Consider the following 16529-nt stretch of genomic DNA (forward strand, 5'->3'; position numbering starts at 1 on the left):
ATGGCGGCCGCGACGGCGTAGGACGACCCGCAGGAGGTGATCGCTGTGCGAGATAGCGATCCTCCCAGTCGTGGCCGGGCCGTCCGTCAGCGCGCCTGACCGCTGACACACGATCCCCCGCATCCGCCGGCGCGCCTCCCTCGAGGGCGTGCCGGTCGAGTCGTGTGCGCCGCGACGCCGGATGCGCGGGTGCCGGCCGCGACGTGACGTGCGCTGATAACGCCAGTCACCAGCGGAAGAAGCCCCGAATGAAGAACCTCATCGCGCCCCTGACGTTCACCGTGGCCGCCGTGTACGTGGTGGTCCTGTTCGTGCTCGCGCACAGCACCCCCTAGGGCAGCCGCGACGTCCACAGCAGCGACATCGCGGCCGCCGCGAGGCCGAGCAGCAGCGCCACCCCGGCGTACCACTGGGTGACCTCGCGCGGCTCCACCCGGTGGCCGATCGAGCTGCCCATGTCCTCGTACACCTGCTTCAGCTCGCTCACCGACGCGGCCTCGTAGAAGTAGCCGTCGGTGTTCTCCGCGAGCTGCTGCAGCGACAGCCGGTCGACCGGCACCCGCTGCAGGGCGCCGCGGATGTCGACGACGCCCGTGTCGGTGCCGAACGCGATCGTGGACACCGGCACGTTGGCCTGCGAGGCGGCGGTCGCCGCGTCCTCGATCGAGCGGCCCGAGGTGCGGTAGCCGTCGGAGAGCAGCACGATCCGGGCGGGCGGCGCGCCGTCGGCCCCGTCGGCCGGCACCGTGCGGATGGCGTCGAGCGACGTGAACACCGCCTCGCCGGTGGCGGTCGCCTCGGCGAGCGTGAGCCCGTCGATCGCCGACACCACCTGGGAGCGGTCCTTGGTCGGCGAGACCAGCACGTTCGCGGCCTTCGCGAACGACACCAGGCCCAGGTTGTAGGTGGGCGGCAGCTCGTTGACGAACGCCTTGGCCGCCTCCTGCGCCGCCTCGATGCGGTTGGGGGCGACGTCGTCGGCCTCCATCGACAGCGACACGTCGATCGCCAGCATCACCGTGGCGCGCTCGAGCGGCTCCTCCTTGTCGACCGACGGGCGGGCCAGCGCGGCGCCCAGGGTCAGCAGGGAGAGCAGGAAGGCGACCGCGGAGACGTGCCGGCGCCAGCCCAGCCCCTTGGGGGCGAGGGTGCGCAGCAGGTCGACGTTGGTGAACCGCATCGCGTAGTGGCGCTTGCGGAACTGCCGCCAGGTGTAGAAGCCGGCCAGGGCCAGCACCGGCAGCAGCGCCAGAAGCCACCAGGGCTCCAGGAAACGGATCATCGGGTGGTCCCCCGGGTGCGTGCGTGTCGCTGGGCGGCCACGAAGCGGACCACGTCCAGCAGCCAGTCGGTGTCGGTGCGCAGGCGCAGGTGGGCGGCCCCGGCGGCGCGCAGGGCCCCGGCGATCGCGCCGCGCTGCTCGGCGGCCGCCTCGGCGTAGCGGCGGCGCAGTTTCTCGTCGGCCGTCTGCACCTCGTGCAGCGCGCCGGTCTCGGGGTCGGCGAGCGTGAGCACGCCGACGTCGGGCAGCTCGATCTCGCGCGGGTCGACGACCTCGATGGCGAGCACGTCGTGGCGCACCGCGAGCTTGCGGACCGGCCGGGCCCAGCCGTCGACCGGGGCCATGAAGTCGGAGATGACGACGGCCACGCCGCGTCGCCGGGGCGGCCGGTTGAGCATGTCGACGAGCTCGCCGAGGTCGGCGCGGCCGGGGCGGATCTCGGTGTGGGCGATGGCGCGCAGCAGCCCCTGGGCCTCCTTGCGGCCGGGCCGGGCGGGCATCCGGACGACCGAGGGGCCCGCCGGCGGCTCCGGCGAGCGCTTGCGGCGGAAGCGGCCCGGCGTGCCCGCAACGGGGGAACCCGAGCCGGTGCCCACGACCGCGCCGATGCGGTTGCCGCCGCGTACGGTCAAGTGGGCCATCGCCGTGGCCGCCGCCAGCACCAGGTCGCGCTTGAGCATCGCGGCGGTGCCGAAGTCGAGGCTGGCGCTCAGGTCGATCGCCATCCACGTCTCCAGCTCCCGGTCGGCGACCGTGCGGCGCACGTGCGGCAGCGTGGTCCGCGCGGTGACCGGCCAGTCCATCCGGCGTACGTCGTCGCCCGGGCGGTACTCGCGGGACTCGCCGGCCTCGCTGCCCGGCCCCGGCAGCAGCCCTACGTAGTCGCCCTGCAGCAGCCCGTCGAGCTTGCGCGTGACCAGCAGCTGCAGCCGCGAGAGCACGGCCTCGGCGCGGGCCGTGCCGGAGTCCTGGCTCAGTGCTGGGCCGGCCATGCCGTGCTCGTCTGAGGCTGCGGGCCGCCGCTGACCGGGGCGGCGGGGTGGCTGCCGTTGGGGGACGTGCCCTGCCGGGCGGCGACCGAGGGCAGCGGGACGCTCTGCATGATCCGGGCGACGATGTGGTCGGCCGGGATGTCGTCGGCGAGCGCGTCGTAGCTGAGCACCAGCCGGTGGCGCAGGATGTCGGGCGCGATGTCCTGCACGTCCTGCGGGAGCGCGTAGTCGCGGCCGCGCAGCAGCGCCAGCGCCCGGGTCGCGCGGACGATGCCCAGCGAGGCGCGCGGGCTGGCGCCGTACTGGATGAGCTGGGCCACGTCGGGCATGCCGTGCTGGGCCGGCGCGCGGGTGGCGAGCACCAGCCGGACCGTGTAGTCGACCAGCGCGTTGTGCACGAACACCTGGTCGGCGCGGCGCTGCAGGCCGAGCAGGTCCTCGGTGGTGAACACCGTCTTGGGCTCGGGGGCGCTCACGCCCATCCGGTAGACGATCTCGCGTTCCTCGGCGTCGGTCGGATAGCCCACCAGGATCTTCATGAGGAAGCGGTCGCGCTGCGCCTCGGGCAGCGGGTAGACGCCCTCCTGCTCGATCGGGTTCTGGGTGGCCATGACCAGGAACGGGGTGGGCACCTCGTGGGTCTGCCCGCCGATCGACACCTGGTGCTCGGCCATGACCTCGAGCAGCGCCGACTGCACCTTGGCGGGCGCGCGGTTGATCTCGTCGGCGAGCAGGAAGTTGACGAAGACCGGGCCGAGCTCGACGTCGAACTTCTCGTTGCTCTGCCGGTAGATGCGGGTGCCGACGATGTCGGCGGGCACGAGGTCGGGGGTGAACTGCACGCGCGAGAACGTGCCGCCGACGACCCGGGCCAGCGTCTCGACCGCGAGGGTCTTGGCCACGCCGGGCACGCCCTCGAGCAGGCAGTGCCCGCGCGCGAGCAGCGCCACGAACATGCGCTCGACCATCCGGTCCTGCCCGACGATCACCCGCTTGACCTCGAACATCGCGCGCTCGAGCTGGGACGCGTCCTGCGCCGGCGGGACGGGCGCGCCGGCACCGGGGTTGATCTCGGTCTCGGGCGTGAGCGGCTGAGCCACCGATCCTCCACTTGAAAAGCCATCTGCCGACGCTCAAGACTTACACGACCGACCTGAGAGTGCGCTCGTGGTGTCGTATTACGCCGCGCCATCGTCCGTCGGTGTCGATCTTTCTGCGCGATACGCCGGATCGGGCACCTCCGCGGGGTGGACGCGGTGCGCGGGGATGCGTGTAACATTCCCCTCGTCGCCGGGCGGCTTCCCCCGTGGTCGCCCGGCGCTCAATACTCTTGGTGTCATGACTTCTGGCGTCATGGATGGCCCGACCGAGCCGCAGTGCTCGTCCAAGGGCTGCCGAGCCGACGCGACGTGGCAGCTGCGGTGGAACAATCCCAAGCTGCACGCCCCGGACTACCGCAAGACCTGGCTGGCCTGCGACGAGCATCGCGCCACCCTAGGCGATTTCCTCGAGGTCCGCGGATTCCTGCGCGAAGTGACCCCCTTCGGTACGGCATCCGGCGCGCCGATCTCCTAGGCTCAAGGGGTGACCGTCGACGCCCTCACGCCCTGGCCCGACACCGTCGAGTGGCGTCCGGTCTCGCCCAAGCTGATCACTGTGGAGCTCATCGTCCGCGCGGTCTGGACGCTGATCCTCGTCGCCGGGCTCTGCGTCGGCCTCGTGCTGCAGGGCCATTGGCTGTGGCAGCTCGGGATCGCGCTGGTCGTGCTCAACGCGATCTGGCGCTCGTTCGTCACCGTGCGGGCCGTGCGCGCCTGGGGCTACGCCGAGCGCGACAACGACCTGCTGGTGCGGCACGGCCTGGTGGTGCGGCGGCTGTCGATCGTCCCGTACGCCCGGATGCAGTTCGTCGACGTCACGGCGGGCCCGCTGGAGCGCGCGTTCGGCCTGGCCACCGTGCAGCTGCACACCGCCGCGGCGGCCAGCGACGCGCGCATCCCCGGGCTGCCGCCGGCCGAGGCGTCCCGGCTGCGCGACCGGCTCACCGCGCTCGGCGAGGACCGGGCCGAGGGCCTGTGACCGCCACCGAGCCGCCGGGCACGGCCGTCGCGGAGCCGGAGCCACGCCGCCGGCTGCACCCGCTGAGCCCGCTGCTGCACGGCGCCAAGAGCATCGCCGTCATCGTGGCCGCCCTGAGCTGGCAGACGCTCTCGCAGGTCGGCCTCGAACGGTTCGCGCTGGTCGTGGCCGTGCTCGCGGTCGGCGTGGTGGTGTTCTCGCTGATCGGCTGGCTCACCACCGGCTACCAGGTGGTCGGCCGGGAGCTGCGCATCTCCGACGGCGTGGTATGGCGGCGCAACCGGGCCATCCCGCTGGAGCGGCTGCAGGCCGTGGAGCTGCGGCGGCCGTTGCTCGCCCAGCTCACGGGCCTGGCCGAGCTGCGCCTCGAGGTGATCGGCGGCGGCAAGACCGAGGCGCCGCTGGCGTACCTGACCGTTCGCGAGGCGGCTGCGCTGCGCGAGCGGCTTCTCGCGCTTGCCGGCCGTACGTCCGCGGTCGTGGCGCAACCCACCGGGGACCAGGCGGCCGCGGCACCCACCGCGCCCGCCCTCGAACGCCCGCTGCTGCGGGTCAGCAACCGCGATCTGGTCGTCAGCCAGCTGCTCACCCCGCAGGCCTTCTTCCTGCCGGTCGGCGTGGCGTTCGTGGTGCTGCAGTTCGTGATGGAGGGGTCGTGGACCTTCATCGGCATCGCCAGCACGGTCACCGCCATGGCCGGTGTGCTGCTGCAACCGGTGCGGCGCGTGCTGCAGGACTGGGACTTCCGGCTCGCGCGCGACCCCGAGGGCCGGCTCGCCGTCCGCTACGGGCTGGTCGAGACCCGCAGCCAGGTGGTGCCGCTCAACCGGGTGCAGGCGGTGGCGGCGACCTGGCCGCTGCTGTGGCGCGGGCAGGGCTGGCTGCACCTGCGGCTCGACATCGCCGGATACGCGGGCGAGCCGGGCAGCGGCGACTCCAAGCGCTCGGACCGGCTGCTGCCGGTGGGCGACTTCGGCACGGCGCGCACGCTGGTGTGGGACGTGCTGCCCGGCGTCGACCTGGCCGCGCTCGCGACCACGCCGCCGCCGTCGCGGGCCCGCTGGCTCAACCCGATCTCGCTGCGGTCGATCGGGGTGGGGCTCGCGCCCGAGGTGTTCGTGACCCGCTGGGGCCTGCTCACCCGCGAGATGCAGGTCGTGCCGTACGCGCGGCTGCAGAGCGTCCGGGTGATCCAGGGCCCGGTGCAGAAGATGCTCGGGCTGGCCACCGTCTATGCCGACACCGCCCGCGGCCGGGCCGGTCAGGCCAAGGACCGCGACCTGGCCGAGGCGTGGGCGATCGCCGCCGAGCTGGCGGCGCGCGCCCGCAACGCGCGCAACCCCGTCGCCACGCAGACGGCTGACGAGGCTGTCTGGCAGCGGCCGTCGCAGATCTAAGCTCGGGGCATGGAGCTTCCGCAGTTCTCGCCCGGACTCAGCGCCCGCGTGGAATTGACCGTCACCGACGCCGACACCGCCCAGGCGGTCGGCTCGGGCGACGTGCCCGTGCTGGGCACGCCGCGGGTCCTGGCGCTCGCCGAGGCCGCGACCGTCGCCGCCACCGCTCGCCAGATGCCCGGCGGCATCACCACGGTGGGGGTGCGGGCCGGGATCGAGCACCGGGCGCCCACGCCGGTCGGGCGCCGGGTCACCGCGCTCGCCACGCTCACCAAGGTGGACGGACGCCGGCTGGTCTTCGAGGTCGTGGTCCGCGACGGCGAGCAGCTGGTGGCCGAGGTGCGGGTCGAGCGGATGCTGCTCGACCGTCAGCGCTTCATCGAGAAGGCTCTCCCCATCGCGCGGTGACCTCCTCGTACGTCGGCATCGCGACCGCGCCGCCGCGGCGCTCGCAGACCAGGCCGGCCACGTTGAGGGCGAAGCGCACGGCGCGCTGCCAGCCGTCGAGGTCCTTGGGCAGCCCGTCGGCGAGCAGGCGGCGCACCAGGGCGCCCATCACCGAGTCGCCCGCGCCGGTCGCGTCGATCGCGTCGACCTTCGGCGCCGGCAGCATCGCGGTGCCGTCGTCCGCCGCCACGTACGCCCCGCGGGAGCCCGCCGTCACGACCACGGCCTTCGCGCCCAGCCCGCGGATGCGCTCGGCGGCCTGCTCGGGCGTCGCGCCGTCGTAGAGCACCTCCGCGTCGGCCGCGCTCAGCTTGACCAGGTCGGCGGTCGCGAAGAACTCCTCGGACAGCTCACGCAGATGGGTCACCGCGGCGCCGTCGGGCAGCAGGGTGGGCCGCGCGTTCGGGTCGAAGACGCGCAGCGGCCCCGGGACCGCCCACGCGGCGCGCGCGGCGGCCCGGAACGGCTCGCGCAGCAGGCAGATCGAGCCGGTGTAGAGCACGTCGGCCCCGCCCACCGTGGCCCTGTCGAGGTCGGCGGGCCCGAGCAGCGCGTACGACGGCGGCTCCCCGTAGAAGGTGAACGTCGGCTCCGCGCCCACGAACGTGGTGACGGCCAGCGTGGTGGGCACCGAGACGCGCTTGACCCCGTCGGTGCCGACCCCGCGCTCGGTCAGGAACGCCGAGATCCGGTCGCCGAGCACGTCGTTGCTCAGCGAGCCCACGTAGTGCACCTGCCCGCCGAGCCGGGTGGCGCCGACCGCGACGTTGAGCGGCGCGCCGCCGATCGCCTGGCGGTAAACGACCTCGCCGTCGTGCTCGGCTTCCTGGAGGTCGATCAGAGCCTCGCCGAGCACCACCGCATAGCCCATTGCCGTACCTCCCGTAACGCCGCCGTCATCGGTGAACAGCCTTCCGTCCGGGGACGCGCAGCGCCAGTGCTCGCCCCGTATGTCCCTTTTTGGGATGATCACGGAATGCTGCTGCGCGTGCTGGCCCTCGCCGCTCCCCTGACCATGATTGCCGGATGCACCAACGCGGTGGAGGTCGCCCCCACCGCTGCCTCCTCGGTGCTGACCTCCGCCTCGTCCTGGACGCTCTACCAGGGCTCGCCCAGCCCCTCCCCGGCCGGCTCCTGGCCCGCCGGCACGGTCGCCGCGGGCACGTTCCTGCCGTTCCGGCCCGGCTCGACGGCGATCACGTACGACCCCGCGGTGGTGCCGCCCGGCGCGTCGGCCACGGTGTCGATCGCGGAGAACCCCCGGGGCATGGACGTACGGGTGCAGGCCGCGGGGCTGATCCCCCGCCGGGCGTACGGCGCGCACCTGCACACCGCTCCGTGCACCGCCGTGCCGGACGACGCCGGCCCGCACTACCAGCACCGGGCCGACCCGTCGAAGCCCTCGGTCGACCCGTCGTACGCCAACCCGCGCAACGAGGTGTGGCTCGACTTCACCGCCGACGGCTACGGCACCGCGACCGCCTCGTCGGCGCTGGGGTGGACCTTCGCGGCGGACCGCCCGGCGCGCTCGCTGGTCCTGCACGCCCAGGCAACCAGAACCGGCCCTGGCGTCGCGGGCACCGCGGGCCCGCGTGTGGCGTGCCTGACACTGCCGGCCCGCTGAGCGCCTGTGGACAACCCGCCGCGGCCGCTTGACAGCCGGTAGCTTGGCCCCCGTCCCTGGGTGGGCGGGGGAGGCGGTGGCCCACCTCAAGATCAGACGCGCACCTTCAAGATCAGAGTGCGCGGGCTGGACTGCTTTCCGTCGGGGGCAGGCGGTAACGTCGGGGGCGGATCGAGGATCGGAGGCGCCACCCATGGCCGAGCAGCAGAAGGCCGCGCAACCCGCGGCCAAGACGGAATCCCACGACCCCGCCTTTCCCGAGGCCTTCCTGCAGTTCATGCGGCAGGGCTGGCGTGAGGACCCGCTGGCCGTCAGCCCGCTGCCCGAGGTGCCCAACTACGCGAAACGCCGCAACGCGCTCTCCGAGGCGTTCCCGGGCGAGACGCTGATCATCCCGTCCGGCAACGAGAAGGTCCGGGCCAACGACACCGACTACCCGTTCCGCCCGGGCAGCGACTTCTTCTACCTGACCGGCGACCGCGACCCCGACAGCGTGCTCGTGCTGCGGCCCAGCGGCTCCGGGCACGACGCGGTGGTCTACACCCACCAGCGCAACTCCAAGGACACCGACGCGTTCTTCCGCAGCCGCAACGGCGAGCTGTGGGTGGGCCGCACGCACACGCTGGCCGAGAAGTCGACCGAGCTGGGCGTCGAGACGGCGTCGCTGGGCGAGCTGGGCGCCGCGCTGGCCGGCTCGGCGCCGGGGCGCACCCGGGTGCTGCGCGGCCTCGACGCGGCGGTCGACCGCGCGGTGCTGGCCTACGAGCCCGACCGCGCCAACCCGCGCGACCGCGAGCTGGCCTGGGTGATCAGCGAGCTCAAGCTGGTCAAGGACGAGTGGGAGATCGCCCAGCTGCAGGCCGCCATCGACGCCACGGTCCGCGGCTTCGAGGACGTCGCCCGGGTGCTGCCCGCCGACCGGAGCGTCAAGGAGCGGCTGCTCGAGGGCGTGTTCGGGCTGCGCGCCCGGCACGACGGCAACGACGTGGGCTACAGCTCGATCGTGGGCGCCGGCCCGCACGCGACGATCCTGCACTGGGTGCGCAACACCGGCGTCACCACGCCGGGCGAGCTGCTGCTGATGGACATGGGCGTCGAGGGCCACAACTTCTACACCGCCGACGTCACCCGCACGGTCCCCGTCTCGGGCCGGTTCACCCCCCTGCAGCGCCAGGTGTACGACATCGTGCACGCGTCGCAGCAGGCCGGCATGGACGCGATCCGGCCGGGCGTGGAGTTCAAGCAGGTGCACCGGACCTGCATGCGGGTGCTCGCCGAGGGCCTGCACGACCTGGGCCTGCTGCCGGTCAGCGTCGACGAGGCGATGAGCGACGACAGCACCGTCTACCGCCGCTGGACGCTGCACGGCTTCGGTCACATGCTCGGCATCGACGTGCACGACTGCAGCAACGCCCGCAACGAGACCTACCGCGACGGCGCGCTCGCCGAGGGCTACGTGCTGACCGTCGAGCCGGGCCTCTACTTCCAGCCCGAGGACGACCTCGTGCCCGCCGAGCTGCGCGGCATGGGCGTGCGCATCGAGGACGACGTGCTGGTCACCGCCGACGGCTGCAAGAACCTGTCGGCCGGCCTGCCCCGCTCGTCGTCCGAGGTCGAGCAGTGGATGGCGTCCCAGCGCGAGGCGGGCCCCCGCCTGCCGGAGTGACGACGGAGCGACGACGAAGCGACGACGGAGCAGCGAGGCACAGGAGGGATCACCGTGGCTCATCCCCTGATGTTCGACGACGCCGATCCGCTCCTGCGGCGGCTGCGCGAGCTCGCGCTGTCCTTCCCCGACGCGGCGGAGAAGGTGTCGCACGGGCATCCGGCGTTCTACACGACGAAGGTGTTCGCCTACTTCGGCGGCAGCGTGAAGGTGGACGGCGCGTACGAGCGGCACGAGCACTCGGTGCTCGTGCTGCTCGACCCGGACGAGCGCGCGGCCCTCGCCGACGACCCGCGCTGCTACCTGCCCGCCTATCTGGCGCCGGCCGGCTGGATCGGCGTCGACCTGGACGAGGACACCGACTGGGACGAGATCGCCGAGCTGCTGGACGCCAGCTACCGCCGTACGGCCGGCCCCCGCCGGGTGGCCCGCCTCGACGCGCGGTCGGAGCCGGCGCGGTAGGTCGCGGCCTCAGCCGGCGGCGTAGTCGCTGACGCTCCAGCACTCGGGGCCCGAGCCGACGTCGACGGTCACCTTCACCGGGTGCCCGTCGGTGGTGTCGAAGGCCTTCGTCACCTCGCCGCCGTCCTCGGCGGCGGTCTGCGCCATCTCGAGCAGCTCCCGCAGGGTGAACGCCTCGATCTCCTCGCCGGTGCCGCCGGTGGCCGGGCCCAGGTCCTCCTCGGCGCCACCCGACGGCTGGACGGCGGTGGCGTCGAGCCGGTTCGACGCGGCGACGGCCCCGGACTTCACCTGAACCTCGTAACGGCCGACCGGCGCCGCAGCGTCGCAGCCGCGGGTGAGCACATAGGAGTACGCGGCGGGCTCGGTCCACGCCGGCGGCGAGGCGGGCGCGGCCGAGGCGGGCGCGGCCGGGGCGGCCGGTTCCGGGTCCGGCGACGACGTGCAGCCGCCGACCAACGCCATCAGGGCCAGGCCACCCCAGGCCCACCGCAGCCGCACAACCGTCTCCCCTCGCCGGAGCATCGACCGGCACCAAGCCCACCGGCGCTCGCCGAAATCGACCCGCAATCTAGCGCAACGGCGCTCGCCGGCATCGAGCCGCATTCCGGCGCAGCGACGCTCGCCGGCATCGAGCCGCATTCCGGCGCAGCGACGCTCGCCGGCATCGAGCCGCATGAAGGCGCAACGACGCTCGCCGGAAATTTCTCGTGGCCGGTGTCGATCGGCGGCACGCCCGTTCGACCCGAGGGTGAGAAGGTCGACGAGCGACCCGGAACCACATCGAGGAGTAAGTGTCATGGCGAAGTACATGCTCATCATGCGCAGCACCGACGAGTCCCTCGCCAAGCTGGTCGAGACGCCCATGGACGAGATGATCGAGGTGATGGGCCGCTTCAACGACGAGCTGATCAAGGCGGGGGTGCTGGTCGCCGCCGAGGGCCTGGACGACCCGTCGCAGGGGGTGGTCGTCGACTACAGCGGCGAGACGCCGGTGGTCACCGACGGGCCGTACGGGGAGACCAAGGAGCTGTTCGGCGGCTTCTACATCCTCGACGTCGCCACCAAGGAGGAGGCGATCGAGTGGGCCAAGCGCATCCCGGCGTTCCCCGGCTCCAAGACCGAGATCCGCCGGGTGCCCAGCATCGACGAGTTCCCGCAGGACAACGAGTGGATCCGGCGCGAGCGGGCCTGGCGCGAGCAGACCGGCCAGCTGTGAGCTCCGTCGAGGCCGTCTGGCGCATCGAGTCGGCGCGCATCATCGGCGCGCTGACCCGGTTCGCCGGCGGCGACCTCGACCTGGCCGAAGACGTGGCGCAGGAGGCGCTGGCCGAGGCGCTCGTGTCGTGGTCGCGCGACGGTGAACCGGCGAACCCGGCCGGCTGGCTGCTGGCCACCGCGCGGCGGCGGGCGATCGACAGCTTCCGCCGCCGGGCGGCGCGCGACGACAAGTACGCGCTGCTGGCGCGCGACGAGTCCGACGACGGCGACGGCCACCTGTGGGACCCGGACCGGATCGACGACGACGTGCTCGCGCTGATGTTCGTCGCCTGCCATCCCGTGCTCTCCCCCGAGGCGCGCGTCGCCCTGACGCTGCGCACGGTCGGCGGGCTGTCCACCGAGGAGATCGCCCGGGCGTTCCTGGTGCCGGTGCCCACGATCCAGGCGCGCATCACCCGGGCGAAGAAGACGATCGCGGCGGCGCGGGTGCCGTTCCAGGTGCCGCCGGCTGCCGAGCGGAGTGAGCGGCTCGGCGGCGTGCTCAGCGCCCTCTACGTGATCTTCACGGAGGGCTCGACGGCGACGGCGGGCGACAGCCTGATGCGCCGGGACCTGGCGTACGAGGCGATCCGGCTGCTCCGGACGCTTGCCGCGCTGCTGCCCGCGGAGCCGGAGGTGGCCGGGCTGCTCGCGCTCTGCGAGCTGACCGCGGCCCGGTTCCCGGCGCGCACCGGCCCGGACGGCGAGGCGATCCTGCTCGAGCAGCAGGACCGGCGGCGCTGGGACCTCTCGGCGATCCGCCGTGGCCTGGCGGCGCTGGGCCGGGCCGCTGCCGCCGGTCGGGGGCTCGGGCCGTACGGGCTCCAGGCCGCCATCGCCGCGTGCCACGCCTCCGCCGGCTCGGTCGCCGAGACCGACTGGGAGCGGATCGTGCTGCTCTACGAGGCGCTGGGCCGGGTCGCGCCGTCGCCGGTCGTCGAGCTCAACCGGGCGGTCGCGGTCGCGATGGCGAGCGGCCCGGCCGAGGCGCTGGCCGTGGTCGACGACCTGGTCGCGCGCAACCGGCTGCCCGGCTCGCACCTGCTGCCGAGCGTGCGCGGCGAGCTGCTGCGGCGGCTGGGCCGCACCGCCGAGGCCCGCGCCGAACTGGAGCTGGCCGCCCGCCTCTGCGCCAACGCCAAGGAAAGAGCCGTCCTCGCCCGCAAGGCAGCCGCGCTCGCCTGACCGAGCTCACGGCGGGGAGACGGCACGCCGGCAAGCCGACAGCCGCGATGGCGGAACCACAGAGAAGCCGACAGCCGTGGTGGCGGAACACCGAGAAGCCGACAGCCGCGGAGCGAGCGAAAATCAGTCGGTTGCGGGCAGCTCGAGGACGAGCAGGTCGCTCTCCTCCTCGACGGGCCGGGGCCGGCGCTCGGCGCGCACCGCGGCCTCCAGCGTGTCGAAGCCCTCCATGATCTCGAGCTCGGTGAGCCGCTCGAAGGTCGACGACCCGCGCAGCTTGAGCCGTTGCTCGTAGTCGGCGAGGCTGTCGGCGATGCGCTCCTGCACCCGATCGACGGTGACGAAGCGCAGACCGGCGGCGGCGAACACCTCGAGCAGCGGGTCGAGCCGCGGGAACACCTGCTCGTCGATCAGCCGGGCGCCGGGGAAGTAGCTGTACCAGGGCAGCTCGGGCATGCGGTCGGGGAACAGGCTGCGCACCAGCACCCGGCCGCCCGGGCGCAGCACCCGCGCGATCTCGGCGGCCGCGGCGGCGTGGTCGCGCACGTGGTGCAGCACCAGGAACAGCAGCACGAGGTCGCAGCTGCGGTCGGGCAGCGGGATCCCGGTGGCCGAGCCGGCCAGATAGGTCACGCCGGGGTGCGCGGGGGCGGCGGCGCGCAGGCGGTCGGACGGCTCGACACCCCACACCGGACCGCCGAACTCGCCGGCGAGCGCCGGGGTGAAACGGCCCGCCCCGGATCCGAGGTCGAGCACGGCGAGCGGCCGCTGCGGCGGCGCGTGCCTCGCAAACACGTGCACCCACTCGGTGAGCATCTCGGCCGGCAGCGCCCGGGCACGCGTGTAGACCCGGTGCTGCCGTTCGTCGTAGTTGACCTCGCGCACAAGCCAGCCCTCCCCCGGGCCCCATTGTTCGCCAGAGGGGTGCCTGCGCGCATCACCCGGCGACCCGACTCACAGCAAGACTTCAGGCGGCGTCCGCGACGAAGACCGCCACCGATCGGGGTGGAACGGACAGATCACCCTCGATCGCGGTGGCGGTGCGCAGCAACGGATCGGCCGACTCGACCAGCTCGGGGTGCGGGCGCAGCCCGGTCGCGGCGATCGTCTGGACCGTCGGCTCCTGCGTGGCGTTGAAGACGACCACCACGCGGCTCCACCGCGGGTCGAGCCCGGTGCCGTCGAGGCACATAACGATCACGCCGGGCGTCTCGCCGGGGCCGCCCAGCGGGAACGTCAGCCGGCGCTGCACCTCGTCGGCCGTCGGCAGCCCGAACACCGGCGAGGACCGCCGGATGCGCAGCAGCTCGCGGTAGCGCTCGGCGGTCATCTCGATCACGTCGGGCGGCGGCACCAGGGCCGGGTCGGCGAGCAGCGGCCCGGCCAGCGGCCAGCGGTCCTCGTTCTCCCGCGCGGGCGGCAGGCCGAGCCCGAAGCCGTTGCCCAGCGCCGGGTCCCAGCGGATCTGGTTGAACCAGTCGCCGGAGTTGTGCGAGTTGCGGTCGAGCGACTTGGACCGCAGCCGCTCGCTGCCCATCGCCACGAACCCCACCCCCTGGCCGAGCACGACCAGCGACAGCGCCAGCACCTGCAGCCGGGCGCGCTCGACCGGCGGCGTGGCGGGCGGCAGCTTGAACGCCAGCGCGTCGTAGAGGATCTCGTTGTCGTGGGCGTCGACGTAGTTGACCGTCTCGGCGGGGGCCATGGCGTAGCCGCCGGGCGCGCCGTTGTAGTCCACCTGGGCGCCGGTCTGCTCGACGCCGTGGGAGTTGACGAAGCGGTAGGTGGCCAGGCCGCCGGACAGCCCGACCTTGATCTGGTCGTGGACGACCAGCGGCGTGCGCGAGCCGAGCCCGGTCGCGAAGCCGGGCACGGTGGGGTCGCCGGACGAGCCGCCGCCGCGGGCCGCGTCGCGCAGCCGGTCGTTGAACGTGCCGATGCCGGTGCCGGCCATGTTGAGCTGGGTGGCCTGGGCGAACCGGGCGTCGTTGGCGACCTCGCCGAAGTTCCAGCCCTCGCCGTACAGGTAGATCTGCTTGCCGTCGACGCCGTCGATCTCCGGGGTGAGGTGGTCGAGGTTGACCCGGACCTCGAGGATGTTGGCCCGCGGGTGGTGGCCCATGAGGTCGAAGCGGAAACCGTCGACCTTGTAGTGCCGGGCCCAGGTGAGCACCGAGTCGACGATCAGCCGGCTCATCATCATGTGCTCGGGCGCGGTGTTGGGGCAGCAGGTGGACTCGGCGGTGGAGCCGTCGGCCAGCCGGCGGTGGTAGTAGCCGGGGACGACCCGGTCGAGGACGCTGAACCGGTCGAGCCCGTCGTGCATCGTGTGGTTGTAGACGACGTCCATGACCACGCGCAGCCCGGCGGCGTTGAGGGCGGCCACCATGCTGCGGAACTCGAGGATGCGCGCCGGCCCGGCGGGGTCGACGGCGAAGCTGCCCTCGGGCGCCGTGTAGTGCCACGGGTCGTACCCCCAGTTGAACCCGTCGGCGTCGGCGACCGCCATCACGGCGCGCTGCTGCTCGGGCGAGTCGGGCGCGAAGGCGGACAGCTCGCAGGCGGGCACGGCCTGGTCGGCGCGGCGGTCGGGCACGGTGGCGAAGTCGAACGCGGGCAGCAGGTGCACGTGGGTGAGCCCGGCGTCGGCCAGCGAGCGCAGGTGGCTCATGGAGGCGGCGCCGGGCCGGGTGAACGCCGCGTACGTGCCCCGCTCGGCCGGCGGCAGCGAGTGGTCGAAGATGGAGAACTCGCGGACGGACACCTCGCTGATCTGCATGCGGGCCGGCGCGACCGCGGGCGGTTTCCCGAGCGTGTCCCAGCCGGGCGGGGCGAGCGCGGGGTCGTCGAGGTCGACCAGCAGGCTGTGCGTCGAGTCGGTGGCCAGCGCCAGCGAGTACGGGTCGGTGACGCTGGTGGTGACCACGCGCTGGGCGGCCGGATGCCACACCTCGACGCGGTAGCGGTAGTAGCGGCCCATCCACTTCGGCTTGAGCAGCGCCGACCAGACGCCGGTGAGCGGGTCGCGCTCCATCGGCAGCACCTTGGGCTCGTCGGCGGGGGTCTTGAACAGCTCGAGCTCGACGGTGCGGGCGGTGGGCGCCCACACCGACAGCCGCGGGCGCTCGTCGCCGAGGGTGAGGCCCAGCTCGGCGTCGGCGGCGTCGGCGTAGAGGTCGTCGAGCACCCCCGCGAGCTGCACGCCGGTGAGCACGGTGACCCGGCCGGCGGCGTCGCGCCCGGTGACCAGCAGCCGGTCGCGCAGCAGGTCGCCGAGCGCGGCGTCGCCCAGCTCGCGCACGGAGAAGGCGCGGTAGGCGCGCAGGTGCGGGAAGTGGCGGCTCTGCGCCTGGAACAGCCCGCCCGGGCGCGGGGTGAGCGGCAGGTCGTCGCCCAGCGTGAAGCTGCCGGCGCGGTCGGCGATCGCGGCGGGCAGGGCGATCGTGGTGCGGTCGACGAAGACGGCAAGGGCGCGGGCCGGGTCGAGCTCGGGGCCGAGCGTGCCCAGCCCGGGCAGCACGGGCGCGGTGACGCCGGCGAGCAGCCACACCTCGCGGGCCTTCGAGAGGTCGAGGCGCTGGTCGTCGGGCAGGTCCTTCTCGCCGCCGCGGTGCAGCACGAACCGCAGGCCAATCGCGTCGGGGCGTACGGGAACCCGGAAGACGGCGCCGAACGAGTCGAAGGAGGCCGGGGTGATCGGCCGGTCCCACACGGGCTTGGCGGGCGTGCCCTCCCAGGCGTGCAGCCCCCAGCCCGCGTAGTCGCCGTCCGGCCGCCGGTAGTGGATCACCACGACGTCCGGCTCGGGGGCCGGCTGCGGGGTGGGCGCCGTGGTGTGGATGGTGGGGTCGCCGGGCCGCAGCCAGATCTCGGGGGTCACCGACGGGTCGACGTGGCGGTCGGCCTCGACGTCCTTGACGCCGGCGTGGTCGTGCACGAGGAAGCCGACGTCGCGGGCGTCGCCGGTCAGCCGCACCCAGGCGAACCGGCCGTACGCGTCGGAGCCGGCGAACGGGCGGCCGCCGGGGTAGCCGTCGACCTGCCCCGCCTCGATGTCACCCCAGGCGTAGAGCCACGGGTCGTCGCCGGAGTAGTGCACGACGAGCCAGTCGGGGGCGGAAGCGGAGTCGATCTC

Annotated in this window: 16 protein-coding genes and 1 pseudogene; 10 read left to right on the forward strand and 7 right to left on the reverse strand. The window is 73.6% G+C overall.

The genetic code is table 11. From position 1 onward, the window contains the following. The first annotated feature begins 203 nt into the window (after positions 1-203). Positions 204-335 carry a hypothetical protein gene (locus ACSNN8_RS35530; protein ID WP_436654556.1) on the forward strand — a complete coding sequence of 44 codons (132 nt, stop codon included), beginning with the start codon at positions 204-206 and terminating at the stop codon, positions 333-335. Here ACSNN8_RS35530 and ACSNN8_RS35535 read toward each other — a convergent pair. From ACSNN8_RS35535 to ACSNN8_RS35545, 3 genes are read right to left on the reverse strand one after another with little or no spacing between them, the layout of a single operon-like run. Further along, positions 332-1282 (reverse strand): 26S proteasome regulatory subunit RPN10, encoded by a 951-nt coding sequence (locus ACSNN8_RS35535; protein ID WP_436654557.1) that lies wholly within the window; start codon positions 1280-1282, stop codon positions 332-334. The genes ACSNN8_RS35530 and ACSNN8_RS35535 overlap by 4 nt on opposite strands. Next, a complete protein-coding gene (locus ACSNN8_RS35540; RefSeq protein WP_436654558.1) occupies positions 1279-2274 on the reverse strand; it encodes a DUF58 domain-containing protein in 996 nt (331 codons plus the stop codon). The genes ACSNN8_RS35535 and ACSNN8_RS35540 overlap by 4 nt, the downstream gene beginning before the upstream one ends. Continuing rightward, a complete protein-coding gene (locus ACSNN8_RS35545) occupies positions 2256-3374 on the reverse strand; it encodes an AAA family ATPase (RefSeq protein ID WP_436654559.1) in 1119 nt (372 codons plus the stop codon). The genes ACSNN8_RS35540 and ACSNN8_RS35545 overlap by 19 nt, the downstream gene beginning before the upstream one ends. A gap of 238 nt (positions 3375-3612) precedes the next feature. Here ACSNN8_RS35545 and ACSNN8_RS35550 point away from each other — a divergent pair, with 238 nt between their 5' ends. From ACSNN8_RS35550 to ACSNN8_RS35565, 4 genes are read left to right on the forward strand one after another with little or no spacing between them, the layout of a single operon-like run. Beyond that, positions 3613-3849, forward strand: a complete 237-nt coding sequence (locus tag ACSNN8_RS35550) for a hypothetical protein (protein WP_436654560.1) — start codon at positions 3613-3615, stop codon at positions 3847-3849. A gap of 9 nt (positions 3850-3858) precedes the next feature. After that, entirely contained in the window at positions 3859-4353 is a 495-nt protein-coding gene (locus ACSNN8_RS35555; protein WP_436654561.1) for a PH domain-containing protein, read from the forward strand. Then, a complete protein-coding gene (locus tag ACSNN8_RS35560; RefSeq protein ID WP_436654562.1) occupies positions 4350-5750 on the forward strand; it encodes a PH domain-containing protein in 1401 nt (466 codons plus the stop codon). Before ACSNN8_RS35555 ends, ACSNN8_RS35560 begins: the two co-directional genes overlap by 4 nt. Positions 5751-5759: 9 nt before the next feature. After that, positions 5760-6158 (forward strand): thioesterase family protein, encoded by a 399-nt coding sequence (locus ACSNN8_RS35565; RefSeq protein WP_436654563.1) that lies wholly within the window; start codon positions 5760-5762, stop codon positions 6156-6158. On the opposite strand, the gene ACSNN8_RS35570 is transcribed toward ACSNN8_RS35565, so the two are convergent. Beyond that, positions 6127-7068 (reverse strand): carbohydrate kinase family protein, encoded by a 942-nt coding sequence (locus tag ACSNN8_RS35570; protein ID WP_436654564.1) that lies wholly within the window; start codon positions 7066-7068, stop codon positions 6127-6129. The genes ACSNN8_RS35565 and ACSNN8_RS35570 overlap by 32 nt on opposite strands. A 105-nt stretch (positions 7069-7173) precedes the next feature. On the opposite strand from ACSNN8_RS35570, the gene ACSNN8_RS35575 reads away from it, so the two are divergent. The 3 genes from ACSNN8_RS35575 to ACSNN8_RS35585 all read left to right on the forward strand — a co-directional run bounded on the left by ACSNN8_RS35575 (position 7174) and on the right by ACSNN8_RS35585 (position 9949). Beyond that, entirely contained in the window at positions 7174-7821 is a 648-nt protein-coding gene (locus ACSNN8_RS35575) for a hypothetical protein (RefSeq protein WP_436654565.1), read from the forward strand. Between the two features lie 193 nt (positions 7822-8014). Beyond that, a complete protein-coding gene (locus ACSNN8_RS35580; protein WP_436654566.1) occupies positions 8015-9487 on the forward strand; it encodes an aminopeptidase P family protein in 1473 nt (490 codons plus the stop codon). Between the two features lie 54 nt (positions 9488-9541). Beyond that, complete coding sequence (locus ACSNN8_RS35585) at positions 9542-9949, forward strand: MmcQ/YjbR family DNA-binding protein (RefSeq protein WP_436654567.1); 408 nt, start codon at positions 9542-9544, stop codon at positions 9947-9949. A gap of 9 nt (positions 9950-9958) precedes the next feature. On the opposite strand, the gene ACSNN8_RS35590 is transcribed toward ACSNN8_RS35585, so the two are convergent. After that, on the reverse strand, positions 9959-10450 hold the full coding sequence (locus ACSNN8_RS35590; RefSeq protein WP_436654568.1) for a hypothetical protein: 492 nt from the start codon (positions 10448-10450) through the stop codon (positions 9959-9961). Positions 10451-10748: 298 nt separating this feature from the next. Here ACSNN8_RS35590 and ACSNN8_RS35595 point away from each other — a divergent pair, with 298 nt between their 5' ends. Then, the gene (locus ACSNN8_RS35595) at positions 10749-11168 is read left to right on the forward strand and encodes a YciI family protein (RefSeq protein ID WP_436654569.1); all 420 of its coding nucleotides are present in this window, start codon (positions 10749-10751) and stop codon (positions 11166-11168) included. Then, positions 11165-12394, forward strand: coding sequence for an RNA polymerase sigma factor (locus ACSNN8_RS35600; RefSeq protein ID WP_436654570.1), 1230 nt, complete (start codon positions 11165-11167; stop codon positions 12392-12394). Before ACSNN8_RS35595 ends, ACSNN8_RS35600 begins: the two co-directional genes overlap by 4 nt. 123 nt (positions 12395-12517) lie before the next feature. Here ACSNN8_RS35600 and ACSNN8_RS35605 read toward each other — a convergent pair whose 3' ends face one another. Then, positions 12518-13279 (reverse strand): class I SAM-dependent methyltransferase, encoded by a 762-nt coding sequence (locus ACSNN8_RS35605; protein WP_436654571.1) that lies wholly within the window; start codon positions 13277-13279, stop codon positions 12518-12520. Between the two features lie 82 nt (positions 13280-13361). Further along, positions 13362-16523: pseudogene (pulA, locus tag ACSNN8_RS35610) on the reverse strand (pullulanase-type alpha-1,6-glucosidase); the annotation flags it as partial. Positions 16524-16529 lie beyond the last annotated feature (6 nt).

This window comes from Actinoplanes sp. URMC 104 (genome assembly GCF_051386375.1).
Lineage (GTDB): Bacteria > Actinomycetota > Actinomycetes > Mycobacteriales > Micromonosporaceae > Actinoplanes.